This window comes from Stutzerimonas sp. Brlt_14, assembly GCF_051948915.1.
GTDB classification, from domain to species: Bacteria; Pseudomonadota; Gammaproteobacteria; order Pseudomonadales; family Pseudomonadaceae; genus Stutzerimonas; species Stutzerimonas stutzeri.
In genome coordinates this window covers 1-26,555 of sequence record NZ_JAYJLM010000009.1, presented here as the reverse complement: position 1 = coordinate 26,555, position 26,555 = coordinate 1, and the positions used below count along the sequence as shown (strand labels likewise).

Sequence of the window (26,555 nt, the reverse complement as noted above, 5' to 3'; positions counted from 1 at the left end):
TCTCAAGCGTCAACCGGCTTCTGGGTCGACTTGAAGACACGAATTTTCTTGCCTTCTTCAACCTTGAAGCCAACGCGGTCTGCCTTGTTGGTTTCACCGTTGAAAATGGCGACGTTAGAGACGTGCAAAGGCGCCTCTTTCTCGACGATACCGCCCTGAACACCGGACATCGGGTTCGGCTTGGTGTGGCGCTTGACCAGGTTGATCCCGCCAACGACCAGACGGTCGTCAGCGAGCACCTTCAGCACCTTACCGCGCTTGCCCTTGTCTTTGCCGGCGATGACGATGATCTCGTCGTTGCGACGAATCTTTTGCATGCGGCTACTCCTTACAGCACTTCAGGTGCGAGCGAAACGATCTTCATGAACTTCTCGGTACGAAGCTCACGAGTCACCGGCCCGAAGATGCGGGTGCCGATAGGCTCTTGCTTGTTGTTCAGCAGAACAGCAGCGTTGCCATCGAAGCGGACGATGGAGCCGTCGGGACGGCGAACACCGTGACGGGTGCGGACCACTACAGCGGTCATCACCTGGCCTTTCTTGACCTTGCCACGCGGAATCGCTTCCTTGACGGTGACCTTGATAATGTCGCCGATGCCGGCGTAACGGCGGTGGGAACCGCCGAGCACCTTGATACACATGACGCGACGAGCGCCACTGTTATCAGCCACATCGAGCATGGATTGAGTCTGAATCATATAATTTCTCCGACCCCTAGCCCTTAGACTTCGACGGCGCGTTCAACGACTTCAACCAGCGCCCAGGACTTGGTCTTGGACTGCGGACGGGTTTCACGAATGGAAACCTTGTCGCCGATCTTGCACTGGTTGGTTTCGTCGTGGGCGTGCAGTTTGGTCGAACGCTTAACGTATTTGCCGTAGATCGGGTGCTTGACGCGACGCTCGATCAGTACGGTGATGGTCTTGTCCATCTTGTCGCTGACGACACGGCCGGTCAGCGTGCGGACGGTTTTCTGAGCTTCAGCCATGATCACTTACCTGCCTGCTGGTTGAGCACAGTCTTGACACGAGCGATGTCGCGCTTGACTTGCGAGAGCAGGTGAGACTGCCCCAACTGGCCAGTCGCTTTCTGCATACGCAGATTGAACTGGTCCCGCAGCAGCTCGAGCAGTTGCTCGTTCAGCTGCTCAACGGATTTTTCACGAAGTTCATTCGCTTTCATTACATCACCGTCCGCTTAACAAAGGAGGTGGCGAGCGGCAGCTTTGCAGCGGCCAGGGCGAAAGCCTCACGCGCCAGCTCTTCGGAAACACCCTCGATCTCGTAGAGCACCTTGCCCGGCTGAATCTGGGCTACCCAGTACTCGACGCTACCCTTACCTTTACCCATACGAACTTCCAGGGGCTTCTTGGTAACGGGCTTGTCGGGGAACACGCGGATCCAGATCTTGCCGCCACGCTTGACGTGACGAGTCAGCGCACGACGTGCAGCCTCGATCTGACGCGCGGTCAGACGACCACGGGAAACAGACTTCAGCGCGAATTCGCCGAAGCTGACCTTGCTACCGCGCTGAGCCAGACCACGATTGTGGCCGGTCATCTGCTTGCGGAATTTTGTACGCTTGGGTTGCAACATTTGGCGTACCCCTTACTTAGCAGCTTTTTTACGAGGAGCAGGCGCTTGAGGCTTGAGCTCTTCATGGCGACCACCAATCACTTCGCCTTTGAAGATCCACACCTTCACGCCGATCACACCGTAAGTGGTGTGCGCTTCGTAAGTGTTGTAATCGATATCGGCACGCAGGGTGTGCAGCGGCACACGACCTTCGCGATACCACTCGGTACGGGCGATTTCAGCCCCACCCAGACGACCACTGACCTGGATCTTGATGCCCTTGGCACCAATACGCATGGCGTTCTGTACGGCGCGCTTCATGGCGCGACGGAACATCACGCGACGCTCCAGCTGCTGAGCTACGCTCTGTGCAACCAGCATGGCGTCGAGCTCCGGCTTGCGGATCTCTTCGATATTGATGTGCACCGGCACACCCATTTGCTTGGTCAGGTCCTGACGCAGCTTCTCAACATCCTCACCCTTCTTGCCGATCACGATGCCGGGACGAGCGGTGTGGATGGTGATGCGTGCGGTTTGAGCCGGGCGATGGATATCGATACGGCTTACGGACGCGCTTTTTAGTTTGTCTTGGAGGTACTCACGCACGTTCAGATCTGCAAGCAGATAGTCTGCATACGTACGGCCGTCTGCGTACCAGACGGAGGTGTGCTCCTTGACGATTCCCAGGCGAATGCCAGTGGGATGTACTTTCTGACCCATCTGATCGACTCCGTTACTTGTCCGCAACCTTGACAGTGATATGGCAAGACCGCTTGACGATGCGATCAGCGCGGCCTTTGGCACGCGGCATGATGCGCTTAAGCGAACGCCCTTCGTTGACGAAGACGGTGGAGACTTTCAGGTCATCCACATCAGCGCCTTCGTTGTGCTCGGCGTTGGCAACGGCCGACTCCAGCACCTTCTTCATGATCTCGGCGGCTTTCTTACTGCTGAAAGCCAGGAGGTTGAGCGCATCGCCCACCTTCTTCCCGCGGATCTGGTCGGCGACCAGGCGGGCTTTCTGGGCGGAGATGCGAGCGCCCGACAACTTAGCGGCTACTTCCATCTTTCCTTACCCCTTAGCGCTTGCCTTTCTTGTCCGCCACGTGCCCACGATAAGTGCGGGTAGCAGCGAACTCGCCGAGTTTGTGGCCGACCATGTCTTCGGACACGAGGACCGGAACATGCTGGCGACCGTTGTGTACAGCGATGGTCAGACCGACCATCTGCGGCAGGATCATCGAACGACGCGACCAGGTTTTCACCGGCTTGCGATCATTCTTTTCCACCGCCGCTTCGACCTTCTTCAGTAGGTGAAGATCGATAAAAGGACCTTTTTTCAGAGAACGCGGCACTGTCGTATCCCTCTAGTTACTTGCGACGACGGACGATCATGTTATCGGTGCGCTTGTTAGTGCGGGTCTTCGCGCCCTTAGTCGGGAAGCCCCATGGCGACACCGGATGACGACCACCGGAGGTACGACCTTCACCACCACCGTGCGGGTGATCGACCGGGTTCATCGCGACACCACGAACGGTCGGGCGAATGCCCTTCCAGCGCTTGGCACCGGCCTTACCCAGCGAACGCAGGCTGTGCTCGGAGTTCGAGACTTCGCCCAGGGTCGCACGGCATTCAGCCAACACCTTGCGCATTTCGCCGGAGCGCAGACGCAGCGTCACATAGGAGCCCTCACGAGCGACCAGCTGAGCCGAAGCACCAGCGGAGCGAACGAGCTGAGCACCCTTGCCCGGCTTGAGCTCGATACCGTGAACGGTAGAACCCAGCGGGATGTTACGCAGCGGCAGGCTGTTACCAGCCTTGATCGGAGCATTGATGCCCGAGACCAGCTGATCGCCAGCGCTCACGCCTTTCGGCGCGATGATGTAGCGACGCTCACCGTCGGCATACTTCAGCAGCGCGATGTGCGCAGTACGGTTCGGATCGTATTCGATACGCTCGACGATGGCCGGAATGCCATCCTTGTTGCGACGAAAATCGACCAGACGATAATGCTGCTTGTGACCACCGCCGATGTGGCGAGTGGTGATACGACCGTTGTTGTTACGGCCGCCAGTCTTCGACTTCTTCTCGAGCAGCGGTGCGTAAGGAGCGCCTTTGTGCAGCTCCTGATTGACCACCTTGACCACAAAACGGCGGCCCGCGGAAGTCGGTTTGCATTTAACGATTGCCATGATGCACCCCTTCCTTACTCAGCACTGCCGGAGAAATCGAGATCCTGGCCTGGCTGAAGAGCGATATAAGCCTTCTTCCAGTCGTTGCGCTTGCCCAGACCGCGAGCGGTGCGCTTGGTCTTGCCCTGAACGTTCAGGGTGTTGACGGCGGCGACCTTCACGTCGAACAGGCTTTCAACAGCCTTCTTGATTTCCAGCTTGGTTGCGTCAGTCGCAACCTTGAAAACGAATTGCTTCTTGCTGTCAGCCAGCACGGTAGCCTTCTCGGAGACGTGCGGACCAAGCAGGACTTTGAATACGCGTTCCTGGTTCATCCCAGCAGCTCCTCGAATTTCTTCACAGCCGACACGGTGATCAACACCTTGTCATAGGCGATCAGGCTGACCGGATCGGAACCCTGGACGTCACGTACGTCGACATGCGGCAGATTGCGCGCAGCCAGGTACAGGTTCTGATCGACAGCATCGGAAACGATCAGCACGTCGCTCAGACCCATACCATTGAGCTTGCTGGCAAGCGCCTTGGTCTTCGGGGCATCGACGGCGAAATCTTCTACGACTACCAGACGCTCGGAGCGAACCAGCTCAGCAAGGATGGAACGCAGCGCAGCGCGATACATCTTCTTGTTCAGCTTCTGCTCGTGGTTCTGCGGGCGAGCAGCGAAGGTGACACCACCGCCACGCCAGATCGGACCACGAGTGGTACCGGCACGAGCGCGACCGGTGCCCTTCTGGCGCCACGGACGCTTGCCACCACCGGACACATCGGAGCGGGTCTTCTGCTGCTTGCTACCCTGACGACCGCCAGCCATGTAGGCGACGACTGCCTGGTGCACCAGCGTCTCGTTGAACTCACCACCAAAGGTGCGATCGGAGACTTCGATGGCCTGTGCGCCATTTACATTCAATTGCATGTGAACTCCCCCTTAACCGCGAGCCTTGACGGCCGGACGCACGAACACGTCACCACCGGTGGCACCAGGGACTGCACCCTTGACCAGCAGCAGGTTACGCTCGGCATCGACACGCACGATTTCCAGAGACTGCACGGTTACGCGCTCGGCGCCCATGTGCCCGGACATCTTCTTGCCCTTGAATACACGACCTGGAGTCTGGCACTGACCAATAGAGCCCGGGACGCGGTGGGATACGGAGTTACCGTGGGTATTGTCCTGACCACGGAAATTCCAGCGCTTGATGGTACCGGCAAAGCCTTTACCCTTGGACTGACCGGTGACATCCACCAGCTGGCCTGCCTGGAAAATTTCGGCATTGATCTGGTCACCAACCTGGAACTCCTCGCCTTCGAGGCGGAATTCCCAGACGCCACGACCTGCTGCCACGTTCGCCTTGGCGAAGTGACCGGCCTGAGCCTTGGTAACACGGGACGCACGACGCTCACCGACAGTGACCTGCACTGCACGATAGCCATCGCTCTCTTCATTCTTGAACTGAGTGACGCGATTCGGCTCGATCTCGATGACCGTAACCGGAATAGAGACACCATCCTCGGTGAAAACGCGGGTCATGCCGCATTTACGACCGACTACACCAATAGTCATTTTTAAACCTCTTGAGTGTACGGGGCTTTCACCCGCTATGGCCGCCCATTTCAGAGCGTTACACGACTAAAACTCTCAGGTTTTAGCCGAGGCTGATCTGCACTTCCACACCAGCCGCAAGATCGAGCTTCATCAGCGCATCGACGGTTTTGTCGGTCGGCTGAACGATGTCCAGCACACGCTTGTGGGTTCGAATTTCATACTGATCGCGCGCGTCTTTGTTGACGTGCGGAGAAACCAGCACAGTGAACCGCTCTTTGCGGGTTGGCAGCGGAATCGGACCACGCACCTGAGCACCAGTACGTTTCGCGGTTTCCACGATTTCCTGGGTTGATTGATCGATCAGGCGATGGTCAAAAGCCTTCAACCGAATACGGATTTGTTGGTTTTGCATTTTGACCTCAGACTCCAAGTAGCCACCCTACCAGGCGCAATACCCCCGGTAAAAGGAGGCGCAATTGTACGGATGCACCTATAGGGTGTCAATAAATGATCAACAATAGAAAAAGGCCCCCGAAGGGGCCTCTTTCATCATCGTCAAATATTACTCGACGATCTTGGCAACCACGCCGGCACCAACGGTACGACCACCTTCGCGAATCGCGAAGCGCAGGCCGTCTTCCATGGCGATCGGCTTGATCAGGGTGACAACCATCTTCACGTTGTCGCCCGGCATTACCATCTCGACGCCTTCCGGCAGTTCGCACGAACCGGTCACGTCAGTGGTACGGAAGTAGAACTGCGGACGGTAGCCCTTGAAGAACGGGGTGTGACGACCACCTTCTTCCTTGGACAGCACGTACACTTCGGCTTCGAACTTGGTGTGCGGCTTGATGGTGCCCGGCTTGGCCAGAACCTGACCACGCTCCACTTCGTCACGCTTGGTGCCACGCAGCAGCACGCCGCAGTTCTCGCCAGCGCGACCTTCGTCGAGCAGCTTGCGGAACATCTCAACGCCGGTGCAGGTAGTCTTGGTGGTCGGACGCAGACCGACGATCTCGATCTCTTCCTGAACCTTGACGATGCCGCGCTCTACGCGACCGGTTACCACGGTGCCGCGACCGGAGATCGAGAACACGTCTTCGATCGGCATCAGGAACGGCTTGTCGATGGCACGAACCGGCTCGGGGATGTAGCTGTCCAGGGTTTCGACCAGCTTCTTCACCGCGGTGGTGCCGAGCTCGTTGTCGTCTTCGCCGTTCAGCGCCATCAGCGCGGAGCCGATGATGATCGGAGTGTCGTCACCCGGGAAGTCGTAGGTCGACAGCAGGTCGCGAACTTCCATCTCGACCAGCTCGAGCAGCTCGGCGTCATCAACCATGTCGGCCTTGTTCAGGAACACGACGATGTACGGAACACCAACCTGACGGGACAGCAGGATGTGCTCGCGAGTCTGCGGCATGGGGCCGTCAGCAGCCGAGCAAACCAGGATCGCGCCGTCCATCTGGGCAGCACCGGTGATCATGTTCTTCACGTAGTCAGCGTGACCCGGGCAGTCAACGTGCGCGTAGTGACGGACGTTGGAGTCGTACTCTACGTGGGCGGTGTTGATGGTGATACCGCGAGCCTTCTCTTCCGGAGCGCTATCGATCTTGTCGAAGTCGACACGAGCGGAACCGAAGACCTCGGAGCACACGCGAGTCAGAGCGGCAGTCAGAGTGGTCTTGCCATGGTCGACGTGACCAATGGTGCCGACGTTGACGTGCGGTTTGTTACGTTCGAATTTTTCCTTAGCCACGACAGTAAACCTCTTACTTAAAGGGCTGAATCAACCTTGTTTTTTGACGAGCGTCTCGACGATATTCGCCGGAGCCTCAGCGTATTTGGAGAATTCCATGGAGTAGCTCGCGCGACCCTGAGACATGGAACGAACGTCGGTTGCGTAACCGAACATCTCTCCGAGCGGAACCTCAGCACGGATAACCTTGCCGGAGACCGAGTCTTCCATACCCTGGATCAGACCACGACGACGGTTCAGGTCACCCATCACGTCACCCATGTAGTCCTCAGGGGTCACCACTTCGACCTTCATGATCGGCTCGAGCACCTTGCCGCCGCCCTTCTGGGCCAGCTGCTTGGTCGCCATCGAAGCTGCAACCTTGAACGCCATCTCGTTGGAGTCGACGTCGTGGTAGGAGCCATCGAACACGGTCGCCTTCAGGCCGATCAGCGGATAGCCGGCGACAACGCCGTTCTTCATCTGCTCTTCGATGCCCTTCTGGATTGCCGGGATGTATTCCTTCGGAACCACACCACCCACAACCTCGTTGGTGAACACCAGGCCTTCGGTGATATTGCCCTTCTCGTCCACGTCCGGGGTCGAGAAACGGATCCAGCAATGACCGAACTGACCACGACCACCGGACTGACGAACGAACTTGCCTTCGATCTCGACATTGTCCTTGGTGATGGTTTCACGGTAGGAAACCTGCGGCTTACCGATGTTCGCCTCAACGTTGAACTCGCGACGCATACGGTCGACGAGAATGTCGAGGTGCAGCTCACCCATACCGGAAATGATGGTCTGACCAGTCTCTTCGTCGGTCTGGACACGGAACGACGGGTCTTCCTGAGCCAGTTTGCCCAGCGCGATACCCATCTTTTCCTGGTCTGCCTTGGTCTTCGGCTCGACAGCTACCGAGATAACCGGCTCCGGGAAGTCCATACGCTCGAGGATGATCGGCTTCTCGATCGAGCAGAGGGTGTCACCCGTGGTGACGTCCTTCATGCCGATCAGCGCGGCGATGTCGCCGGCACGGCACTCCTTGATCTCGTCACGCTGGTTGGCGTGCATCTGCACCATCCGACCCACGCGCTCCTTCTTGCCCTTGACCGAGTTGATTACCGAGTCACCGGAAGACAGCACACCGGAATAAACACGAGTAAAGGTCAGGGTACCCACGAACGGGTCGGTAGCGATCTTGAACGCCAGAGCGGAGAACGGCTCGTCATCACTTGCATGACGCTCATCGACCTGCTCTTCGTTATCCGGATTGACGCCTTGAATCGGCGGAATCTCGGTCGGCGCAGGCAGATAGTCGATGACGGCATCGAGAACCAGGGGCACGCCCTTGTTCTTGAAGGACGAACCACAAACGGCCGGAACGATTTCACAGGCGATGGTGCGCTGACGCAGACCAGCCTTGATCTCTTCGATGGTCAGCTCACCACCTTCGAGATACTTGTTCATCAGCTCTTCGTTGGCCTCGGCCGCAGCCTCGATCATGTTCGAGCGATATTCTTCGGCCAGATCCATCAGCTCCGCCGGAATCTCTTCCTCGCGGTAGGTGGTGCCTTTGTCGTCATCGTTCCAGTAGATGGCCTTCATCTTGATCAGATCGATCTGACCGGCGAAGTTCTCTTCGGAACCAATGGCCAGCTGAACAGGAACCGGGGTGTGACCCAGGCGCTGCTTGATCTGACCGACGACGCGCAGGAAGTTGGCACCCTGACGGTCCATCTTGTTGACGTAGACGATACGCGGCACGCCGTACTTGTTGGCCTGACGCCATACGGTTTCGGACTGCGGCTCAACGCCGGAGGTACCGCAGAACACAACGACAGCACCGTCGAGAACGCGCAGGGAGCGCTCTACTTCGATGGTGAAGTCAACGTGACCGGGGGTATCGATGACGTTTACACGATAGTTGTCGTACTGACCGCGCGAACCCTGCCAAAAGGTCGTGACAGCAGCGGAGGTGATGGTGATACCACGCTCCTGCTCCTGCACCATCCAGTCGGTGGTCGCCGCACCGTCATGCACTTCACCCATCTTGTGGCTGAGGCCGGTGTAAAACAGAATCCGCTCCGTGGTGGTAGTCTTGCCCGCGTCGACGTGGGCACAGATACCGATGTTACGGTAGCGGTTGATAGGGGTAGTACGGGCCACAATAAGGTCCTCGTAAAAGTTGCGCTTGATTTAGAAGCGGTAGTGCGAGAAGGCCTTGTTGGCTTCAGCCATACGGTGCACGTCTTCGCGCTTCTTGACCGCAGCGCCTTTACCTTCAAAAGCATCCAGCAGCTCGCCAGCGAGGCGCAGCGCCATGGATTTTTCGCCACGCTTGCGCGCAGCATCTACCAGCCAGCGCATGGCCAGCGCGTTACGACGGGAAGGACGAACTTCGACCGGAACCTGGTAGGTAGCACCGCCTACACGGCGGGACTTGACTTCGACCAGCGGAGCGATGGCATCGAGTGCTTTTTCGAAGACTTCCAGGGGGTCGCCATTCTTGCGCTCCTTCACCTTGTCCAAGGCACCATAAACGATACGCTCGGCAACGGCCTTCTTGCCGCTTTCCATCACGTGGTTCATGAACTTGGCCAGGATCAGACTTCCGTACTTCGGATCGTCCAGAATCTCGCGCTTGGCTGCTACACGACGTCTTGGCATTGATAAGCCCTCAAACGGTCTTCAGGTTAGCTCGGAACGGTAACGCGCAGGTTACGCCCGACCTTACTCTTATCGACTCAAATAAATAGAAATACTGCTTACTTCGGACGCTTGGCGCCGTACTTGGAACGACCCTGCTTACGGTCTTTTACGCCGGAGGTATCCAGCGAACCGCGCACGGTGTGGTAACGCACACCCGGAAGGTCTTTTACACGACCGCCACGGATCAGCACTACGCTGTGCTCTTGCAGGTTATGACCTTCACCACCGATGTAGGAGGCGACTTCATAGCCGTTGGTCAGACGAACACGGCACACCTTACGCAGTGCGGAGTTCGGTTTCTTCGGCGTGGTGGTGTACACACGGGTGCACACGCCACGACGCTGCGGGCAGTTTTGCAGCGCAGGGACGTCGCTTTTCTCGACGACCCGCTTGCGCGGCTGACGTACCAGCTGGTTGATAGTTGCCATCTACTAGCTCCACTGTTGTCTTTCGACACAAACGAAAAATGGCAGGGCACGAAGCCCCGCCAATTTAGGGGTACGAGAGTCTAAAGAGCTTCTCGCCCACCGTCAAGGCAGGCCCCGGCTTGCGACCGGGGCCTGGCACTCTCAATTGCCGCTGGAGTTCAGCGCTTCAGTCAGCGCCGCTTCGACTTCATCGGCACTCACACGGACCGGCTTCTCGGCATCACGCTTGCGCTTGCGCTCGCTGTGATACGCCAGACCGGTACCGGCCGGGATCAGACGACCCACAACCACGTTCTCCTTCAGGCCGCGCAGGTAGTCGCGCTTGCCAGTCACGGCCGCTTCGGTCAGCACGCGGGTAGTCTCCTGGAAGGAGGCCGCGGAGATGAACGACTCGGTCGACAACGACGCCTTGGTGATGCCCAGCAGGACGCGGACGTACTTGGCGACGAACTTGTCCTCTGCGCTCAGACGCTCGTTCTCTTCCAGCACCTGGGTCAGTTCCATCTGGTCGCCCTTGATGAAGCTGGAATCGCCCGACTCGGTGATCTCGACCTTGCGCAGCATCTGCCGCAGGATGGTCTCGATGTGCTTGTCGTTGATCTTCACGCCCTGCAGGCGGTAAACGTCCTGGATCTCGTTGACGATGTAGCGTGCCAGTGCGCTGACGCCCAACAGCCGCAGAATGTCGTGCGGGTTGCTCGGGCCGTCGGAGATCACTTCACCCTTGTTCACCTGTTCGCCTTCGAAGACGTTCAGGTGACGCCACTTCGGAATCAGCTCTTCGTACGGATCGCTACCGTCGGTCGGCGTAATCACCAGGCGACGCTTGCCCTTGGTTTCCTTACCGAAGGAAATCGTGCCGCTGATTTCCGCCAGGATGGACGGCTCCTTCGGACGACGCGCTTCGAACAGGTCGGCAACGCGCGGCAGACCACCGGTGATGTCGCGGGTCTTCGAGGTTTCCTGTGGGATACGTGCGATGACGTCACCCACATTGATCTCGGCGCCGTCCGCAACACCGACCAGCGCGTTAGCCGGCAGGAAGTACTGGGCCGGTACGTCGGTACCTGGCAGCAACAACTCCTTGCCATTGGCGTCGACCATCTTGATCGCCGGACGGATGTCCTTGCCTGCGGCCGGACGGTCCTTCGGATCCATCACCTCGATGTTGGTCAGACCGGTCAGCTCGTCGGTCTGGCGCTTGATGGTGATGTTCTCCTCCATGCCAACGAAGGTCACAACACCCTTCATTTCGGTCACGATCGGGTGGGTGTGCGGGTCCCACTTGGCAACCACGGCGCCAGCGTCGACCTTGTCGCCTTCCTTCACGGAAATCACAGCACCGTACGGCAGCTTGTAGCGCTCGCGCTCACGACCGAAGTCGTCCGCCACGGCCAGCTCGCCGGAACGAGACACGGCCACCAGCGCGCCATCGGCACGCTCGACGTGCTTCAGGTTATGCAGGCGGATGGTACCGCCGTTCTTCACCAGCACGTTGTCGACGGCCGAGGTACGGCTCGCCGCACCACCGATGTGGAACGTACGCATGGTGAGCTGAGTACCCGGCTCACCGATCGACTGGGCAGCGATAACGCCGACCGCCTCGCCGATGTTGACCTGATGCCCACGGGCCAGATCACGACCGTAGCACTTGGCACAGATGCCGTAGCGGGTTTCACAGGAGATCGGCGAGCGCACGATCACTTCGTCGATGCTGTTCAGCTCGATAAAGTCGACCCACTGCTCGTCGATCAACGTACCCGCCGGAACCAGCACGTCATCGGTGCCCGGCTTGAGCACGTCACGCGCAATCACGCGACCCAGCACGCGCTCGCCCAGCGGCTCGACCACGTCGCCGCCTTCGATGTGCGGAGTCATGTGCAGACCCTGCTCGGTGCCGCAATCGATCTCGGTGACCACCAGATCCTGCGCGACATCCACCAGACGACGAGTCAGGTACCCGGAGTTCGCGGTTTTCAGTGCGGTATCCGCCAGACCCTTACGAGCACCGTGCGTGGAGATGAAGTACTGCAGTACGTTCAGCCCCTCACGGAAGTTCGCCGTAATCGGCGTTTCGATGATGGAGCCGTCCGGCTTGGCCATCAGGCCACGCATACCGGCGAGCTGGCGAATCTGAGCCGCGGAACCCCGCGCACCGGAGTCGGCCATCATGTACATCGAGTTGAACGAATCCTGCTCGGCTTCGTTGCCTTCGCGGTCGATGACCTTCTCTTTCGAGAGGTTGGCCATCATGGCCTTGGACACTTCGTCGTTGGCCTTGGACCAGAGGTCGATCACCTTGTTGTACTTCTCGCCCTGAGTAACCAGGCCCGAGGCGTACTGCGACTCGATCTCCTTCACTTCTTCGGTGGCCGCATCGATGATGCGCGCCTTCTCGTCCGGGATGACGAAATCGTTCACACCGATCGAAACACCGGAAATGGTCGAGTAGGCGAAGCCGGTGTACATCAGCTGGTCGGCGAAGATGACGGTATCCTTCAGACCAACGGTGCGGTAGCACAGGTTGATCAGCTTGGAGATCGCCTTTTTCTTCATCGGCTGGTTGACGACGTCGAACGACATCCCTTCCGGCACGATCTGGAACAGCAGCGCGCGGCCGACGGTGGTGTCGACGATGCGGGTGTTCTTGGTGATGCTGCCGTCACGATCCTTGATGGTCTCGTTGATGCGCACCTTGACCCGGGCGTGCAGCGAGGCTTCACCGGCGCGGAACACGCGGTCGACTTCCTGCAGGTCGGCGAACACGCGCCCTTCGCCCTTGGCATTGATGGCTTCACGGGTCATGTAGTACAGACCCAGAACCACGTCCTGCGACGGGACGATGATCGGCTCGCCGTTGGCTGGCGAGAGGATGTTGTTGGTCGACATCATCAGCGCGCGCGCTTCCAGCTGGGCTTCCAGCGTCAGCGGCACGTGCACGGCCATCTGGTCACCGTCGAAGTCGGCGTTGTACGCGGCACAGACCAGCGGGTGCAGCTGGATCGCCTTGCCTTCGATCAGTACCGGCTCGAACGCCTGGATACCCAGACGGTGCAGGGTCGGTGCGCGGTTGAGCAGTACGGGATGCTCGCGAATCACTTCGGCGAGAACGTCCCAGACTTCCGGCAGCTCGCGCTCGACCATCTTCTTGGCCGCCTTGATGGTGGTGGCCATGCCGCGCATTTCCAGCTTGCCGAAGATGAACGGCTTGAACAGCTCGAGCGCCATCTTCTTCGGCAGGCCGCACTGGTGCAGACGCAGGGTCGGACCTACGGTGATCACGGAACGACCGGAGTAGTCCACGCGCTTGCCAAGCAGGTTCTGACGGAAACGACCCTGCTTGCCCTTAATCATGTCAGCCAGGGACTTCAGCGGGCGCTTGTTCGAACCGGTGATGGCGCGGCCGCGGCGGCCGTTGTCCAGCAGCGCATCGACCGCTTCCTGCAGCATGCGCTTTTCGTTGCGCACGATGATGTCCGGCGCCGACAGGTCGAGCAGGCGCTTCAGACGGTTGTTGCGGTTGATCACGCGGCGATACAGATCGTTCAGATCCGAAGTCGCGAAACGACCGCCATCCAGCGGAACCAGCGGACGCAGATCCGGCGGCAGCACCGGCAGCACGGTCAGGATCATCCACTCCGGCAGGTTGCCCGAGCCATGGAAAGCCTCCATCAGCTTCAGACGCTTGGAGAGCTTCTTGATCTTGGTTTCCGAGTTGGTCTGCGGAATTTCCTCGCGCAAACGGCCAATCTCGTGCTCCAGGTCGATCTGGATCAGCAGCTCGCGGACAGCCTCGGCACCCATGCGGGCATCGAAGTCGTCACCGAACTCTTCGAGGGCTTCGAAGTACTGCTCGTCGTTAAGCAGCTGACCTTTCTCCAGAGTGGTCATGCCCGGATCGATCACCACGTAGCTCTCGAAATAGAGCACGCGCTCGATATCGCGCAGGGTCATGTCCAGCAGCAGGCCGATACGGGACGGCAGCGACTTCAGGAACCAGATGTGCGCGACCGGAGAAGCCAGTTCGATGTGCGCCATGCGCTCGCGACGCACCTTGGCCAGCGCAACTTCCACACCACACTTCTCGCAGATCACACCGCGATGCTTGAGGCGCTTGTACTTGCCGCACAGGCACTCGTAGTCCTTGACCGGGCCAAAGATCTTGGCGCAGAAAAGGCCGTCACGCTCGGGCTTGAACGTACGGTAGTTGATGGTCTCCGGCTTCTTCACTTCACCGAAGGACCAGGAACGGATCATCTCGGGGGACGCCAGGGCAATCTTGATGGCATCGAACTCTTCGATTTGACCCTGGTTTTTCAACAGATTCAGCAAGTCTTTCAAGGCCTTTCCTCCTCACGGACCTGCGGCAGCCGGCTGACGCCGGGTGCCGCGCAGGCGGTGCGTGGTTATTCGGTTTCCAGATCGATATCGATACCGAGCGAGCGGATTTCTTTGATCAGCACGTTGAAGGACTCCGGCATGCCGGCCTCCATGCGGTGATCGCCGTCCACGATGTTCTTGTACATCTTGGTCCGCCCGTTCACGTCGTCCGACTTGACCGTGAGCATTTCCTGCAGGGTGTACGCGGCGCCATAGGCCTCCAGGGCCCAGACCTCCATCTCCCCGAAACGCTGACCACCGAACTGCGCCTTGCCGCCCAGCGGCTGTTGGGTGACCAGGCTGTACGAACCGGTGGAACGCGCGTGCATCTTGTCGTCGACCAGGTGGTTCAGCTTGAGCATGTACATGTAGCCGACGGTGGTGGTGCGCTCGAAGGCATTACCGGTACGGCCGTCGAACAGCTGCATCTGGCCACTTTCCGGCAGATCGGCCAGCTTCAGCATGGCCTTGATCTCGCGCTCCTTGGCACCGTCGAACACCGGGGTCGCCATCGGCACGCCCTTGCGCAGGTTGTTCGCCAGGTCCAGCACTTCCTGATCGCTCAGGTCGGCCAGATTCTCCTGACGCCCGCCGATCTCGTTGTAGATCTCGTGCAGGAACTTGCGCAGCTCGGCGACCTTGCGCTGCTCTTCGAGCATCAGGTTGATCTTCTCGCCCAGGCCCTTGGCCGCAAGGCCCAGGTGGGTTTCGAGGATCTGCCCGACGTTCATACGCGACGGTACACCCAGCGGGTTCAGGACGATGTCCACCGGCGTACCGTTGGCATCATGGGGCATGTCTTCGACCGGCATGATCACCGAGACCACACCCTTGTTACCGTGACGACCGGCCATCTTGTCGCCCGGCTGGATGCGACGCTTGATGGCCAGGTAGACCTTGACGATCTTCAGCACGCCCGGTGCGAGGTCGTCGCCCTGCTGCAGCTTGCGCTTCTTGTCTTCGAACTTGTCGTCGAGCAGCTGACGGCGATCGGAGAGGTAGGCCTGGGCCTTCTCCAACTGCTCATTCAGCGCGTCTTCGGCCATGCGCAGCTTGAACCACTGGCCATGCTCGAGCCCGTCGAGGATCTCGTCGGTGATCACGACACCCTTCTTCAGACCTGCACCGCCCTCGGCAGTCGCACCGACCAAGGCCGAGCGCAGACGCTCGAACGTGGCGCCTTCGACGATACGGAACTCTTCATTGAGGTCCTTGCGGATCTCGTCGAGCTGCATCTTCTCGATGGCCAGCGCACGGGAGTCGCGCTCGACGCCGTCGCGGATGAACACCTGTACGTCGATGACGGTGCCCTTGGTGCCGGTCGGCACACGCAGGGACGTGTCTTTCACGTCGGAAGCCTTCTCACCGAAGATCGCACGCAGCAGCTTCTCTTCCGGGGTCAGCTGGGTTTCGCCCTTCGGCGTCACCTTGCCGACCAGGATGTCGCCTGGGCCGACTTCGGCACCGACGTAGACGATACCGGCCTCGTCCAGCTTGTTCAGCGCAGCCTCACCCACGTTCGGGATGTCTGCGGTGATCTCCTCTGGGCCGAGCTTGGTGTCGCGCGACACGCAGGTCAGTTCCTGGATATGGATAGTGGTAAAACGATCTTCCTGAACCACGCGCTCCGAGAGGAGAATGGAGTCCTCGAAGTTGTAGCCGTTCCACGGCATGAACGCGACGCGCATGTTCTGACCCAGTGCCAGCTCGCCCATGTCGGTGGACGGACCGTCGGCCATGATGTCGCCACGCGCCACCACGTCACCCTTGCGCACCAGCGGACGCTGGTTGATGCAGGTGTTCTGGTTGGAGCGGGTGTACTTGGTCAGGTTATAGATGTCGACACCCGCTTCGCCGGTCTCGACCTCATCGTCACGCACGCGCACCACGATACGGCTGGCATCGACCGAGTCGATCACGCCGCCGCGACGAGCGACCACGCAGACGCCGGAGTCGCGTGCCACGTTGCGCTCCATGCCGGTACCTACCAGCGGCTTGTCCGAACGCAGGGTCGGCACGGCCTGACGCTGCATGTTGGAACCCATCAGCGCGCGGTTGGCGTCGTCGTGCTCGAGGAACGGAATCAGCGAGGCAGCGACGGAGACGACCTGCTTCGGAGAGACGTCCATCAGGGTCACGTCTTCCGGCGCCTTGACGGTGAATTCGTTCAGATGACGCACAGCCACCAGCTCGTCGACCAGCTTGCGACCGTCCAGCTTGGCGCTGGCCTGAGCGATGACGTGGTCGGCTTCTTCGATTGCCGAGAGGAATACGATCTCGTCGGTGACTTCGCCATCCTTGACCACTCGGTACGGACTTTCCAGGAAGCCATACTGGTTGGTGCGGGCGTAGGCGGCCAGCGAGTTGATCAGACCGATGTTCGGACCTTCCGGAGTTTCGATCGGGCAGACGCGGCCGTAGTGAGTCGGGTGCACGTCACGCACCTCGAAGCCGGCACGCTCACGGGTCAGACCGCCCGGGCCGAGTGCGGAAACGCGGCGCTTGTGGGTGATCTCCGAAAGCGGGTTGTTCTGGTCCATGAACTGCGAGAGCTGGCTGGAACCGAAGAACTCCTTCACCGCCGCCGCAACCGGCTTGGCATTGATCAGGTCCTGCGGCATCAGGCCTTCGCTTTCGGCCATCGACAGACGCTCTTTGACCGCACGCTCGACGCGCACCAGGCCAACGCGGAACTGGTTTTCGGCCATTTCGCCGACACAGCGCACGCGACGGTTACCCAGGTGATCGATGTCGTCAACGATGCCCTTGCCGTTGCGGATGTCGACCAGGGTCTTCAGAACCGCGACGATATCCTCACGGCTCAGTACGCCGGAGCCCTCGATCTCGGTACGACCGATACGGCGGTTGAACTTCATCCGGCCGACAGCCGACAGGTCGTAGCGCTCGGCAGCGAAGAACAGGTTGTTGAACAGCGTCTCGGCGGCGTCCTTGGTTGGCGGCTCGCCCGGGCGCATCATGCGATAGATCTCGACCAGCGCTTCGAGCTGATTGGTGGTCGAATCGATCTTCAGCGTGTCGGAAATGAACGGACCACAATCGATGTCGTTGGTGTACAGCGTCTCGAAGCGTACGACCTGCGCCTTGACGATCTTCGCCATGACGTCGACGGTCAGCTCGGTGTTGCACTCGGCGATGATTTCGCCGGTGGCCGGATGCACGATCGCCTTGGCGACGGTACGACCCAGGACGTAGTCCATCGGCATCTCGAGTTCTTTGATGCCGGACTTGTCGAGCTGGTTGATGTGGCGAGCGGTGATGCGACGGCCCTGCTCGACGATGACCTTGCCGCTGTCATCCTTGATGTCGAAAGTAGCGATCTCGCCGCGCAGACGCTGCGGTACCAGCTCCAGCGCCAGGGTTTCGCCTTTGATGTGGAAGACGTTGGTATCGTAGAAGGCGTCCAGGATCTCTTCGGTGCTGTAATTGAGCGCACGCAGAAGCACCGACGCCGGCAACTTGCGGCGACGGTCGATACGGACGAACACTGCGTCCTTCGGATCGAATTCGAAGTCCAGCCAGGAGCCGCGGTAAGGAATGATGCGCGCGGAGTACAGCAGCTTGCCGGAGCTGTGGGTCTTGCCGCGGTCATGATCGAAGAACACGCCCGGCGAACGATGCAGCTGGGAAACGATGACGCGTTCGGTACCGTTGATGATGAAGGTACCGTTCTCGGTCATGAGGGGGATTTCCCCCATGTAGACTTCCTGTTCCTTGATGTCCTTGATGGCCTTGTTCGACGACTCTTTGTCGAAAATGATCAGGCGCACCTTGACGCGCAGCGGAACGGCGAAGGTCACGCCGCGCAGGACACATTCCTTGACATCGAAAGCCGGCTCGCCCAGGCGATAGCCGACGTACTCCAGCGCTGCATTGCCGGAATAGCTGATAATCGGGAAAACGGATTTGAAGGCTGCATGCAAGCCAATGTCGCGGAACTGATCTTTGGTCGCTCCCGCCTGCAGGAATTCGCGATACGAATCCAGCTGGATGGCCAAAAGATACGGCACGTCCATCACGTGCGGTAACTTGCTAAAGTCCTTGCGGATACGTTTTTTCTCAGTGTATGAGTAAGCCATCAGCGTTCCCCAGCTTGGTCACCTGCTTGTTGGCTTCTCCCGACGGGAGCAGCCAGAAAATCTTGCGAACCCCATGGTTCGCGCCACCTGTAGGTGGCTTCCGAGGAAGAGCCAGCATGGCTGGCTTTCCATAACGGAAAAAGGCCGGTGGCAAGAGCCACCAGCCATCAGCCTGTCGCGAGTCGCTCGGGCTGTAGACGCAAGGTCGTCGCTTACTTGAGCTCGACTTTGGCGCCAGCTTCTTCCAGAGCCTTCTTGGCTGCTTCGGCTTCTTCCTTCGAAACGCCTTCCTTGACCACGCCCGGGGCGCCGTCAACGACAGCCTTGGCTTCTTTCAGGCCCAGACCGGTCAGCTCGCGAACCGCCTTGATCACGTTCACTTTCTTGTCGCCGGCTTCGGCCAGAACGATGGTGAACTCGGTCTGCTCTTCAGCAGCCGGGGCAGCGGCAGCCGGGCCAGCGGCAACAGCGGCAGCAGCGGTAACGCCGAAAGTTTCTTCCATCGCCTTGATCAGCTCGACGATTTCCATGACGGATTTCTGGCCGATCGCTTCGATGATTTGCTCGTTAGTCAGAGACATGACTATCTATTCCTGTATTGGGGTGACAGCTTACGCAGCCATCAAATTAAACATGTGATTTTGAAAGGGCTCACGCTGCCTTAGGCAGCCGCAGCTTCTTTCTGGTCGCGAATAGCTGCCAGGGTGCGAGCGAGCTTGCTGGTGGCGCCTTGAATCACGCTCATCAGCTGTGCAATGCCCTCTTCGCGGGTCGGCAGGCTTGCCAGTACGTCGATCTGGTTTGCTGCGAGGAACTTGCCCTCGAACGCAGCTGCCTTGATCTCGAACTTGTCCTGACCCTTGGCGAATTCCTTGAAGATACGAGCAGCAGCGCCCGGATGTTCATTGGAAAATGCGATCAGGGTCGGGCCTTTGAACACGTCGTTGAGCACGTCGAACTGAGTGCCTTCAACAGCGCGCTTGAGCAGGGTGTTACGCACGACTTTCACGTATACACCAGCCGCTCGGGCCTCTTTACGGAGTCCGGTCATTGCGCCGACGGTCACGCCACGGGCATCAGCCACGACAGCGGACAGACCGGCTTTGGCAGCCTCGTTGACTTCAGCGACGATGGCCTTCTTGTCTTCGAGTTTAATTGCCACGGGTTTACTCCTGGTTTTTACCGTTTCGTCAGGCCGAAGCCCGACGGCGTTTTGGTGTCTGATTCGGTACGAATCGGGAGCACCATCTGCGTAGGCTCAAGAGATCACTCTCCAGGTTTAAGGCTTGCGCCACCTACGGTCTTGGATAGCCCCCGCCAGGCAGGGACCCCAATCTTGCGAGCCGCCTCACGAATGAGGCGACTGATGTCTTACGCTTCCAGGGAAGCCTGATCGATGACCAGTCCCGGACCCATGGTGGTGCTCAGGGTCACGCGCTTGACGTAAATACCTTTGGACGTCGACGGCTTCAGGCGCTTCAGATCCGACAGCAGCGCTTCGACGTTCTGCTTCAGAGCAGCGGCGTCGAAACCGACTTTACCCACGGAGGTGTGGATGATGCCGTTCTTGTCAGTACGGAAACGTACCTGACCGGCCTTGGCGTTCTTGACAGCGGTCGCGACGTCCGGAGTGACAGTACCCACCTTCGGGTTCGGCATCAGGCCACGCGGACCGAGAATCTGGCCCAACTGACCAACGACACGCATAGCATCCGGAGAGGCGATGACGACGTCGTAGTTCAGGTCGCCGCCCTTCATTTCGGCAGCCAGATCGTCCATACCTACGCGGTCAGCGCCGGCGGCCAGAGCAGCTTCGGCGCCCGGACCCTGGGTGAAAACGGCTACGCGGACGGTCTTGCCAGTGCCATTCGGCAGAACGGTTGCACCGCGAACGACCTGGTCGGACTTACGCGGATCGACACCGAGATTGATCGCGATATCGAACGACTCGGTGAACTTGACAACAGAAACCTCTGCCAGCAGCTTGGCGGCGTCTTCGAACGCGTACTGCTTGCCGGATTCGATTTTCTCAGCGATAGCCTTCTGGCGCTTGGTCAGCTTAGCCATTACACACCCTCCACATTCAGACCCATGCTACGAGCCGAACCAGCGATGGTCCGAACGGCAGCTTCCATTTCGGCAGCAGTCAGATCAGCCTGCTTGGCCTTGGCGATCTCTTCCAACTGCGCACGAGTGACGGTGCCGACCTTCTGAGTGTTGGGGCGAGCGGAACCGCTGGTGATGCCAGCAGCTTTCTTCAGCAGCACTGCAGCAGGAGTACTCTTGGTTTCAAAAGTGAAGCTGCGATCGCTGTAGACAGTGATGATCACGGGAGTCGGCAGACCGGGCTCCTGGCCCTGGGTCCGGGCGTTGAACGCCTTGCAGAATTCCATGATGTTGACGCCGTGCTGACCCAGAGCGGGGCCGACGGGCGGCGACGGGTTAGCCTGACCGGCCTTTACCTGAAGCTTGATGTAAGCTTGAATCTTCTTAGCCATAGTTACTCCGTTACGGGTTATAACGCCTTGCGGCTCCCCATTGCTGATTTATCCCAGTTACGACAAAACCCCGCAGCCTGAAGCTGCGGGGTGAGGGATGCTTCGTTCAGTTAAACCTTTTCGACCTGACTGAACTCCAGCTCTACTGGCGTAGAGCGACCGAAGATAAGAACCGCAACCTGGATTCTGCTCTTCTCGTAATTGACCTCTTCGACCACGCCATTGAAATCTGCGAACGGACCATCGGCCACCCGCACCACTTCACCTGGCTCGAAGAGCGTTTTCGGCTTCGGCTTATCACTGCCATCGGCGACGCGACGAAGAATGGCCTCAGCCTCTTTGTCCGTAATGGGCGCCGGCTTGTCAGCCGTACCGCCGATAAAGCCCATCACGCGAGGAGTATCCTTGACCAGGTGCCAAGTACCCTCATTCATCTCCATCTGAACGAGCACGTAACCTGGGAAGAACTTGCGCTCACTCTTGCGCTTCTGCCCGTTACGCATCTCGACCACTTCCTCGGTCGGAACAAGAATCTCGCCGAACTCATCTTCCATGCCGGCAAGCTTGACGCGCTCAATCAGAGAGCGCATGACGTGCTTCTCGTAACCCGAGTAAGCATGCACAACATACCAACGCTTAGCCACGAGACACCCTTAACCCACAACCATGGAGACCAACCAGCCAAGCAGGGAATCGAGCCCCCACAACAGCAGCGCCATAACCAGAACGACAACGACCACGATCAACGTAGTCTGAGTGGTTTCCTGACGGGTCGGCCAGACGACCTTGCGAATCTCGCCGCGCGCTTCTTTCAGCAACACGGCAAACGAACGCCCCTTGGACGTCTGCAGAGCAACAAACGCGGCAACCACGCCTATTGCGAGAACAGCAAGGACACGATAGAGAATAGGCTCAGCGGAGTAGTACTGATTGCCAACAACAGCAACCACAACCAAAGCAGCCACAACAAGCCACTTCACCAGATCGAAGCGCGCATCATTGGCTTCAGCTTTGACATTCATCTGCTAGAACCTTGTAAAGACTGCCATATTCGATATTGAAAATGGCAGGCCAGGAGGGAATCGAACCCCCAACCTGCGGTTTTGGAGACCGCCGCTCTGCCAATTGAGCTACTGGCCTAGAAAGAGACAGGCCGACTATTATGCCGACCTGCTTCAAACAGATCAATCGTTATTCGACGATCTTGGCAACCACGCCGGCACCAACGGTACGACCACCTTCGCGAATCGCGAAGCGCAGGCCGTCTTCCATGGCGATCGGCTTGATCAGGGTGACAACCATCTTCACGTTGTCGCCCGGCATTACCATCTCGACGCCTTCCGGCAGTTCGCACGAACCGGTCACGTCAGTGGTACGGAAGTAGAACTGCGGACGGTAGCCCTTGAAGAACGGGGTGTGACGACCACCTTCTTCCTTGGACAGCACGTACACTTCGGCTTCGAACTTGGTGTGCGGCTTGATGGTGCCCGGCTTGGCCAGAACCTGACCACGCTCGACTTCGTCACGCTTGGTGCCACGCAGCAGTACGCCGCAGTTCTCGCCAGCACGACCTTCGTCGAGCAGCTTGCGGAACATCTCAACGCCGGTGCAGGTAGTCTTGGTGGTCGGACGCAGACCGACGATCTCGATCTCTTCCTGAACCTTGACGATGCCGCGCTCTACGCGACCGGTTACCACGGTGCCGCGACCGGAGATCGAGAACACGTCTTCGATCGGCATCAGGAACGGCTTGTCGATGGCACGAACCGGCTCAGGGATGTAGCTGTCCAGGGTCTCGACCAGCTTCTTCACCGCAGTGGTGCCGAGCTCGTTGTCGTCTTCGCCGTTCAGCGCCATCAGCGCGGAGCCGATGATGATCGGAGTGTCGTCACCCGGGAAGTCGTAGGTCGACAGCAGGTCGCGAACTTCCATCTCGACTAGCTCGAGCAGCTCGGCGTCATCAACCATGTCGGCCTTGTTCAGGAACACGACGATGTACGGAACACCAACCTGACGGGACAGCAGGATGTGCTCGCGAGTCTGCGGCATGGGGCCGTCAGCAGCCGAGCAAACCAGGATCGCGCCGTCCATCTGGGCAGCACCGGTGATCATGTTCTTCACGTAGTCAGCGTGACCCGGGCAGTCAACGTGCGCGTAGTGACGGACGTTGGAGTCGTACTCTACGTGGGCGGTGTTGATGGTGATACCGCGAGCCTTCTCTTCCGGAGCGCTATCGATCTTGTCGAAGTCGACACGAGCGGAACCGAAGACCTCGGAGCACACGCGAGTCAGAGCGGCAGTCAGAGTGGTCTTGCCATGGTCGACGTGACCAATGGTGCCGACGTTGACGTGCGGTTTGTTACGTTCGAACTTTTCTTTAGCCATCGAGACCGTCTCCCATCGTTGAATTGAGCTAGTCACGCCACCATTAAAACAAAGGCAGATATTCACATATCTGCCTTTGAGGTTTGGAGCTCATGAGCGGATTTGAACCGCTGACCTCACCCTTACCAAGGGTGTGCTCTACCAACTGAGCTACATGAGCGAAACATATACCGCAAACATCGAACCTGGAGCGGGTAGCGGGAATCGAACCCGCATCATCAGCTTGGAAGGCTGAGGTTCTACCACTAAACTATACCCGCGAACGCCGAAGCTTACGCTTGAATCTGGTGGAGGGGGAAGGATTCGAACCTTCGAAGTCTATGACGTCAGATTTACAGTCTGATCCCTTTGGCCGCTCGGGAACCCCTCCAAAGTGAGGCGGCATTTTCAGCATCTGCCACCACGCTGTCAAGCATTTTCTCATATAAATCTTGAGGTTAGCTTCATTGACAGCCGCTCCGCGGAGAGACCATTCAGCCCTCGCTGCGAAGCGGGCGCCATTCTATGCAAACTATTCAGAAGTTGCAACGCCCGCGCAGGGCATCTGCCGATGCTGCAGCTCCGGCATGTCGTTCTTCAACCCCTGCAACATTGGATCGTCCAGCTGACCACGGCTGGCGGCCCCTACGCGCACCCAGTACTTGCGGTGCATTCTCGGTAACTCTCGAACCAGCGCCGCATAATCCACCTCGCGCAAGCGCGCAACGACCCCTTCTGCAGAGTCTTTGCGGGAAAATATTCCAAGGGAAATGCCGTTTGCCAGATCGCCTACCGTAATGATGTAGCTGTCGATATTGCGACTTTGCAGCTCACGCAACTGACGCAAAGACGCCTGCCTGGACGCTAGAGGAGGCAGATACACCCAGTAGTCCACGCCACTGGCTGTATCCACCTCTTGTATTTCAGACTGTACGTCCAGGCTTAGCAGCCTCTGCTCCAGGGCTTCCGCCGGCAGCCGATCATCGAACCCACCCAGGAACAAGCAACCGTTCTCTGCAGCGAGCGGCGAGACACTGCTTCTGCGCTCCTTTGCTGAAGATTCACTTAGCAGCGTTATGTTCTGCTGAGGGCGATTATAGGAATCCAGCGGAGTTATTTCTTTGACACGGACCGGAGACTGATACTGGTGCTGAATCCAGAAAAAAACATTCAAAAGCACCAAAAGAAGAAACAACCAACGCATTCGATTTTCAACCTTATAGATGCGCTAGGGGCAAGCGATTGCCAGCCCTCGGAAAACGAGATCCGGCACCCGCTGGACCAGATCGATATCCTCTATGAGCGCAGCGTCCCCTCCCGTGGCGTATACACTGACGTCCGTCCCGAAACGACCACTGGCGTGCGCGATTTGCGACGACACAAAGCTGCGAAGCATCAGCAGGCAGCCGCGCTCCACTGCTTCACCTGTAGTGCGCCCAGGCTCTAGAGCGTCGCACGAGGAAAGCTCCTCCTCCATCGAATAACGTATGCGCTGCGTATGAGTATGTAACTGACTTCTCAGCAAGGACAGGCCGGGACAAATGTAGCCACCTAGGTGCAAGCCGTTCTCATCCACAAGATCCGCAGTTACTGCCGTGCCCAGGTCCACCACAAGCATCGCATTGCGCCTTAACTGAAAAGCGCCAACCATAGCCAGCCAGCGATCCATCCCGAGACGCTCGTACTCTAGATATCCATTGACTACCCCGCCAAGCTCCTTCGAGGGCACAGCGCGCTGCACCCCAACACCTAGCGCGTCCGATATACGCGAGCAGATTTCTGCGGTTTCCTGATCGCTGCGGACACTGACCAATCTGGCTTTTGATATTCGCAACAAGGCCAAACTGGTGAGTTCGCTCAACAGCTCTATCGACGAACTCGAGGCCCCTTGCGCAACCACGACTCCAGAGTCAGGGCTCAACGCGCGCCACTTGATCAAGCTGTTGCCGCAATCCAGCTCAAGAATCATCGATCCAACCTCAAGCTAAGTTCTCCCCCACTGAAGGAACGCTCAACACCATCAATCATTAGCCTGAGCCCACCTTGCGGATCGACCCCTAAGACTGTTCCTGATAGCTCATGCGCGCCGGTACTAAGCGTACAGCTTTGCCCCTGCCAAATATGGGCGGCCTCCCACTCCTCCCTGAGGCTGGCGAAACCAGCAGCCAGGTGTCGATCAAGGTATGTCTTGAGCGTGGCGGCGAACGTCAGCAGCAGCTCATTTCGATCAACCATCCCAATCCACTCCCGGAGCGATGTCCATGGTTGGTCGATCCCCTTAGCGTCCGCCATATTCACATTGATCCCGATGCCGGCTATGACATGGCACTCATCCGCCGGATCCCCGGTCAACTCCAGCAGGATCCCGCCAATCTTGCGCCCGTCCACATACACGTCGTTCGGCCACTTCAGCCCGGCTTGAGGCAATCCCATTCCGCGCAATGTCTGCATGACGGCCAAGCCGACCACCAGACTCATGCCCGACAGCTGCCTAGTGCCACCGTGCACCTTGAACGCCAAGCTGCAATACAGGTTCTGCCCGAACGGACTCACCCAGTGCCGCCCACGCCGCCCCCGTCCGGCAGACTGAGACTCGGCAACTACCAGGAACGGAGCCCGACCAGTAGACAGAAGCCGTAGAGCTTCTGCGTTTGTCGAGTCGAGAGCGTCGAAGAGATAGAGCTCCCAGCCCAACGCCTCCAATTGCGGAAGCAACTGATCTTCGGCGAGCAGCGACAATGGCTCTGCCAATCGGTACCCGCGGCCTGGGACCTTATAGAGGGGGAGCGCCGTTTCATTCTGAATGCGCTGGAGGTGTTTCCAGACAGCACTGCGACTTACTCCCAATGCCTCGCCCAACTCCTGCCCAGAATGAAACCGCCCATCTTGGAGCAACCTTAAAAGCTTATTCATGCCACCCCCATAACGAGGCCCGAATAATAGCGATACAGAGAATGGCTGCACAAAGCTTTCTGCCGCTCCAAAAGCAAACCCCCGACCCGCTTACGCGGATCGGGGGTTTGGTGTAT

The 26,555-nt window shown here is 58.7% G+C and carries 29 protein-coding genes and 4 tRNA genes; all 33 read right to left on the bottom strand.

Going from position 1 to position 26,555, the window contains the following annotated elements; translation table 11 throughout:
* Positions 1-2: 2 nt before the first annotated feature.
* The 33 genes from rplX to birA all read right to left on the bottom strand — a co-directional run bounded on the left by rplX (position 3) and on the right by birA (position 26,439).
* The gene (gene rplX / locus VF716_RS19650) at positions 3-317 is read right to left on the bottom strand and encodes a 50S ribosomal protein L24 (protein ID WP_003304067.1); all 315 of its coding nucleotides are present in this window, start codon (positions 315-317) and stop codon (positions 3-5) included.
* 11 nt (positions 318-328) lie between these two features.
* Positions 329-697, bottom strand: coding sequence for a 50S ribosomal protein L14 (gene rplN, locus VF716_RS19645; RefSeq protein ID WP_440552865.1), 369 nt, complete (start codon positions 695-697; stop codon positions 329-331).
* Positions 698-720: 23 nt separating this feature from the next.
* Entirely contained in the window at positions 721-987 is a 267-nt protein-coding gene (rpsQ, locus tag VF716_RS19640) for a 30S ribosomal protein S17 (RefSeq protein WP_011911990.1), read from the bottom strand.
* 2 nt (positions 988-989) lie between these two features.
* The gene (gene rpmC, locus VF716_RS19635) at positions 990-1,181 is read right to left on the bottom strand and encodes a 50S ribosomal protein L29 (RefSeq protein WP_003281834.1); all 192 of its coding nucleotides are present in this window, start codon (positions 1,179-1,181) and stop codon (positions 990-992) included.
* A complete protein-coding gene (gene rplP / locus VF716_RS19630; RefSeq protein WP_003281836.1) occupies positions 1,181-1,594 on the bottom strand; it encodes a 50S ribosomal protein L16 in 414 nt (137 codons plus the stop codon). Before rplP ends, rpmC begins: the two co-directional genes overlap by 1 nt.
* Positions 1,595-1,606: 12 nt before the next feature.
* The gene (gene rpsC, locus VF716_RS19625) at positions 1,607-2,293 is read right to left on the bottom strand and encodes a 30S ribosomal protein S3 (RefSeq protein ID WP_003289210.1); all 687 of its coding nucleotides are present in this window, start codon (positions 2,291-2,293) and stop codon (positions 1,607-1,609) included.
* Positions 2,294-2,306: 13 nt separating this feature from the next.
* Positions 2,307-2,639: a 50S ribosomal protein L22 gene (gene rplV / locus VF716_RS19620; protein WP_003304070.1), complete on the bottom strand. Its 333-nt coding sequence runs from the start codon at positions 2,637-2,639 to the stop codon at positions 2,307-2,309.
* Between the two features lie 13 nt (positions 2,640-2,652).
* Complete coding sequence (gene rpsS / locus VF716_RS19615; protein ID WP_003293029.1) at positions 2,653-2,928, bottom strand: 30S ribosomal protein S19; 276 nt, start codon at positions 2,926-2,928, stop codon at positions 2,653-2,655.
* 16 nt (positions 2,929-2,944) lie between these two features.
* Positions 2,945-3,766: a 50S ribosomal protein L2 gene (gene rplB / locus VF716_RS19610; protein ID WP_011911989.1), complete on the bottom strand. Its 822-nt coding sequence runs from the start codon at positions 3,764-3,766 to the stop codon at positions 2,945-2,947.
* Between the two features lie 14 nt (positions 3,767-3,780).
* Positions 3,781-4,080 carry a 50S ribosomal protein L23 gene (gene rplW, locus VF716_RS19605; protein WP_003281842.1) on the bottom strand — a complete coding sequence of 100 codons (300 nt, stop codon included), beginning with the start codon at positions 4,078-4,080 and terminating at the stop codon, positions 3,781-3,783.
* A complete protein-coding gene (gene rplD, locus VF716_RS19600; RefSeq protein ID WP_011911988.1) occupies positions 4,077-4,679 on the bottom strand; it encodes a 50S ribosomal protein L4 in 603 nt (200 codons plus the stop codon). Before rplD ends, rplW begins: the two co-directional genes overlap by 4 nt.
* 12 nt (positions 4,680-4,691) lie before the next feature.
* Positions 4,692-5,327: a 50S ribosomal protein L3 gene (gene rplC, locus VF716_RS19595; RefSeq protein ID WP_011911987.1), complete on the bottom strand. Its 636-nt coding sequence runs from the start codon at positions 5,325-5,327 to the stop codon at positions 4,692-4,694.
* A gap of 82 nt (positions 5,328-5,409) precedes the next feature.
* Positions 5,410-5,721 carry a 30S ribosomal protein S10 gene (gene rpsJ, locus VF716_RS19590; RefSeq protein WP_003186070.1) on the bottom strand — a complete coding sequence of 104 codons (312 nt, stop codon included), beginning with the start codon at positions 5,719-5,721 and terminating at the stop codon, positions 5,410-5,412.
* A gap of 150 nt (positions 5,722-5,871) precedes the next feature.
* Positions 5,872-7,065: an elongation factor Tu gene (tuf, locus tag VF716_RS19585; RefSeq protein WP_011911986.1), complete on the bottom strand. Its 1,194-nt coding sequence runs from the start codon at positions 7,063-7,065 to the stop codon at positions 5,872-5,874.
* A 30-nt stretch (positions 7,066-7,095) separates the two neighbouring features.
* Positions 7,096-9,216: an elongation factor G gene (gene fusA / locus VF716_RS19580; RefSeq protein ID WP_011911985.1), complete on the bottom strand. Its 2,121-nt coding sequence runs from the start codon at positions 9,214-9,216 to the stop codon at positions 7,096-7,098.
* A 30-nt stretch (positions 9,217-9,246) separates the two neighbouring features.
* Positions 9,247-9,717: a 30S ribosomal protein S7 gene (rpsG, locus tag VF716_RS19575; protein WP_011911984.1), complete on the bottom strand. Its 471-nt coding sequence runs from the start codon at positions 9,715-9,717 to the stop codon at positions 9,247-9,249.
* Between the two features lie 98 nt (positions 9,718-9,815).
* Positions 9,816-10,187: a 30S ribosomal protein S12 gene (gene rpsL / locus VF716_RS19570; RefSeq protein WP_003280832.1), complete on the bottom strand. Its 372-nt coding sequence runs from the start codon at positions 10,185-10,187 to the stop codon at positions 9,816-9,818.
* Between the two features lie 141 nt (positions 10,188-10,328).
* Complete coding sequence (gene rpoC / locus VF716_RS19565) at positions 10,329-14,528, bottom strand: DNA-directed RNA polymerase subunit beta' (protein WP_011911982.1); 4,200 nt, start codon at positions 14,526-14,528, stop codon at positions 10,329-10,331.
* Between the two features lie 65 nt (positions 14,529-14,593).
* The gene (gene rpoB, locus VF716_RS19560) at positions 14,594-18,664 is read right to left on the bottom strand and encodes a DNA-directed RNA polymerase subunit beta (protein WP_020309159.1); all 4,071 of its coding nucleotides are present in this window, start codon (positions 18,662-18,664) and stop codon (positions 14,594-14,596) included.
* 212 nt (positions 18,665-18,876) lie between these two features.
* A complete protein-coding gene (gene rplL / locus VF716_RS19555) occupies positions 18,877-19,245 on the bottom strand; it encodes a 50S ribosomal protein L7/L12 (RefSeq protein ID WP_011911980.1) in 369 nt (122 codons plus the stop codon).
* 80 nt (positions 19,246-19,325) lie between these two features.
* The gene (rplJ, locus tag VF716_RS19550) at positions 19,326-19,826 is read right to left on the bottom strand and encodes a 50S ribosomal protein L10 (protein ID WP_011911979.1); all 501 of its coding nucleotides are present in this window, start codon (positions 19,824-19,826) and stop codon (positions 19,326-19,328) included.
* Between the two features lie 209 nt (positions 19,827-20,035).
* The gene (rplA, locus tag VF716_RS19545) at positions 20,036-20,731 is read right to left on the bottom strand and encodes a 50S ribosomal protein L1 (protein ID WP_019406457.1); all 696 of its coding nucleotides are present in this window, start codon (positions 20,729-20,731) and stop codon (positions 20,036-20,038) included.
* Positions 20,731-21,162 carry a 50S ribosomal protein L11 gene (gene rplK / locus VF716_RS19540; protein WP_011911977.1) on the bottom strand — a complete coding sequence of 144 codons (432 nt, stop codon included), beginning with the start codon at positions 21,160-21,162 and terminating at the stop codon, positions 20,731-20,733. The genes rplA and rplK overlap by 1 nt, the downstream gene beginning before the upstream one ends.
* A gap of 110 nt (positions 21,163-21,272) precedes the next feature.
* Positions 21,273-21,806 carry a transcription termination/antitermination protein NusG gene (gene nusG, locus VF716_RS19535; RefSeq protein WP_011911976.1) on the bottom strand — a complete coding sequence of 178 codons (534 nt, stop codon included), beginning with the start codon at positions 21,804-21,806 and terminating at the stop codon, positions 21,273-21,275.
* A gap of 9 nt (positions 21,807-21,815) precedes the next feature.
* Entirely contained in the window at positions 21,816-22,184 is a 369-nt protein-coding gene (gene secE / locus VF716_RS19530; protein WP_011911975.1) for a preprotein translocase subunit SecE, read from the bottom strand.
* Between the two features lie 42 nt (positions 22,185-22,226).
* Positions 22,227-22,302 (bottom strand) — tRNA-Trp (locus tag VF716_RS19525).
* A gap of 51 nt (positions 22,303-22,353) precedes the next feature.
* A complete protein-coding gene (gene tuf / locus VF716_RS19520) occupies positions 22,354-23,547 on the bottom strand; it encodes an elongation factor Tu (RefSeq protein ID WP_011911986.1) in 1,194 nt (397 codons plus the stop codon).
* An 84-nt stretch (positions 23,548-23,631) separates the two neighbouring features.
* A tRNA-Thr gene (locus VF716_RS19515) sits at positions 23,632-23,707 on the bottom strand.
* 26 nt (positions 23,708-23,733) lie between these two features.
* Positions 23,734-23,807 (bottom strand) — tRNA-Gly (locus tag VF716_RS19510).
* A gap of 25 nt (positions 23,808-23,832) precedes the next feature.
* Positions 23,833-23,917: transfer RNA gene (locus VF716_RS19505), tRNA-Tyr, on the bottom strand.
* A gap of 141 nt (positions 23,918-24,058) precedes the next feature.
* Positions 24,059-24,730, bottom strand: a complete 672-nt coding sequence (locus VF716_RS19500) for an SPOR domain-containing protein (RefSeq protein WP_440552864.1) — start codon at positions 24,728-24,730, stop codon at positions 24,059-24,061.
* A 24-nt stretch (positions 24,731-24,754) separates the two neighbouring features.
* Complete coding sequence (locus tag VF716_RS19495) at positions 24,755-25,495, bottom strand: pantothenate kinase (protein ID WP_011911972.1); 741 nt, start codon at positions 25,493-25,495, stop codon at positions 24,755-24,757.
* Complete coding sequence (gene birA / locus VF716_RS19490; protein ID WP_011911971.1) at positions 25,492-26,439, bottom strand: bifunctional biotin--[acetyl-CoA-carboxylase] ligase/biotin operon repressor BirA; 948 nt, start codon at positions 26,437-26,439, stop codon at positions 25,492-25,494. The genes VF716_RS19495 and birA overlap by 4 nt, the downstream gene beginning before the upstream one ends.
* Positions 26,440-26,555: the final 116 nt, after the last annotated feature.

Bases quoted from the DNA above. Each gene is read 5' to 3' on its own strand.
- rplX (WP_003304067.1), bottom strand. From the start codon at position 317: ATGCAAAAGATTCGTCGCAACGACGAGATCATCGTCATCGCCGGCAAA.
- rplN (WP_440552865.1), bottom strand. From the start codon at position 697: ATGATTCAGACTCAATCCATGCTCGATGTGGCTGATAACAGTGGCGCT.
- rpsQ (WP_011911990.1), bottom strand. From the start codon at position 987: ATGGCTGAAGCTCAGAAAACCGTCCGCACGCTGACCGGCCGTGTCGTC.
- rpmC (WP_003281834.1), bottom strand. From the start codon at position 1,181: ATGAAAGCGAATGAACTTCGTGAAAAATCCGTTGAGCAGCTGAACGAG.
- rplP (WP_003281836.1), bottom strand. From the start codon at position 1,594: ATGTTGCAACCCAAGCGTACAAAATTCCGCAAGCAGATGACCGGCCAC.
- rpsC (WP_003289210.1), bottom strand. From the start codon at position 2,293: ATGGGTCAGAAAGTACATCCCACTGGCATTCGCCTGGGAATCGTCAAG.
- rplV (WP_003304070.1), bottom strand. From the start codon at position 2,639: ATGGAAGTAGCCGCTAAGTTGTCGGGCGCTCGCATCTCCGCCCAGAAA.
- rplB (WP_011911989.1), bottom strand. From the start codon at position 3,766: ATGGCAATCGTTAAATGCAAACCGACTTCCGCGGGCCGCCGTTTTGTG.
- rplW (WP_003281842.1), bottom strand. From the start codon at position 4,080: ATGAACCAGGAACGCGTATTCAAAGTCCTGCTTGGTCCGCACGTCTCC.
- rplD (WP_011911988.1), bottom strand. From the start codon at position 4,679: ATGCAATTGAATGTAAATGGCGCACAGGCCATCGAAGTCTCCGATCGC.
- rplC (WP_011911987.1), bottom strand. From the start codon at position 5,327: ATGACTATTGGTGTAGTCGGTCGTAAATGCGGCATGACCCGCGTTTTC.
- rpsJ (WP_003186070.1), bottom strand. From the start codon at position 5,721: ATGCAAAACCAACAAATCCGTATTCGGTTGAAGGCTTTTGACCATCGC.
- rpsG (WP_011911984.1), bottom strand. From the start codon at position 9,717: ATGCCAAGACGTCGTGTAGCAGCCAAGCGCGAGATTCTGGACGATCCG.
- rpsL (WP_003280832.1), bottom strand. From the start codon at position 10,187: ATGGCAACTATCAACCAGCTGGTACGTCAGCCGCGCAAGCGGGTCGTC.
- rpoB (WP_020309159.1), bottom strand. From the start codon at position 18,664: ATGGCTTACTCATACACTGAGAAAAAACGTATCCGCAAGGACTTTAGC.
- rplL (WP_011911980.1), bottom strand. From the start codon at position 19,245: ATGTCTCTGACTAACGAGCAAATCATCGAAGCGATCGGCCAGAAATCC.
- rplA (WP_019406457.1), bottom strand. From the start codon at position 20,731: ATGGCTAAGCTGACCAAGCGCCAGAAGGCTATCGCTGAGAAAATCGAA.
- rplK (WP_011911977.1), bottom strand. From the start codon at position 21,162: ATGGCTAAGAAGATTCAAGCTTACATCAAGCTTCAGGTAAAGGCCGGT.
- secE (WP_011911975.1), bottom strand. From the start codon at position 22,184: ATGAATGTCAAAGCTGAAGCCAATGATGCGCGCTTCGATCTGGTGAAG.
- tuf (WP_011911986.1), bottom strand. From the start codon at position 23,547: ATGGCTAAAGAAAAGTTCGAACGTAACAAACCGCACGTCAACGTCGGC.
- VF716_RS19500 (WP_440552864.1), bottom strand. From the start codon at position 24,730: ATGCGTTGGTTGTTTCTTCTTTTGGTGCTTTTGAATGTTTTTTTCTGG.
- VF716_RS19495 (WP_011911972.1), bottom strand. From the start codon at position 25,495: ATGATTCTTGAGCTGGATTGCGGCAACAGCTTGATCAAGTGGCGCGCG.
- birA (WP_011911971.1), bottom strand. From the start codon at position 26,439: ATGAATAAGCTTTTAAGGTTGCTCCAAGATGGGCGGTTTCATTCTGGG.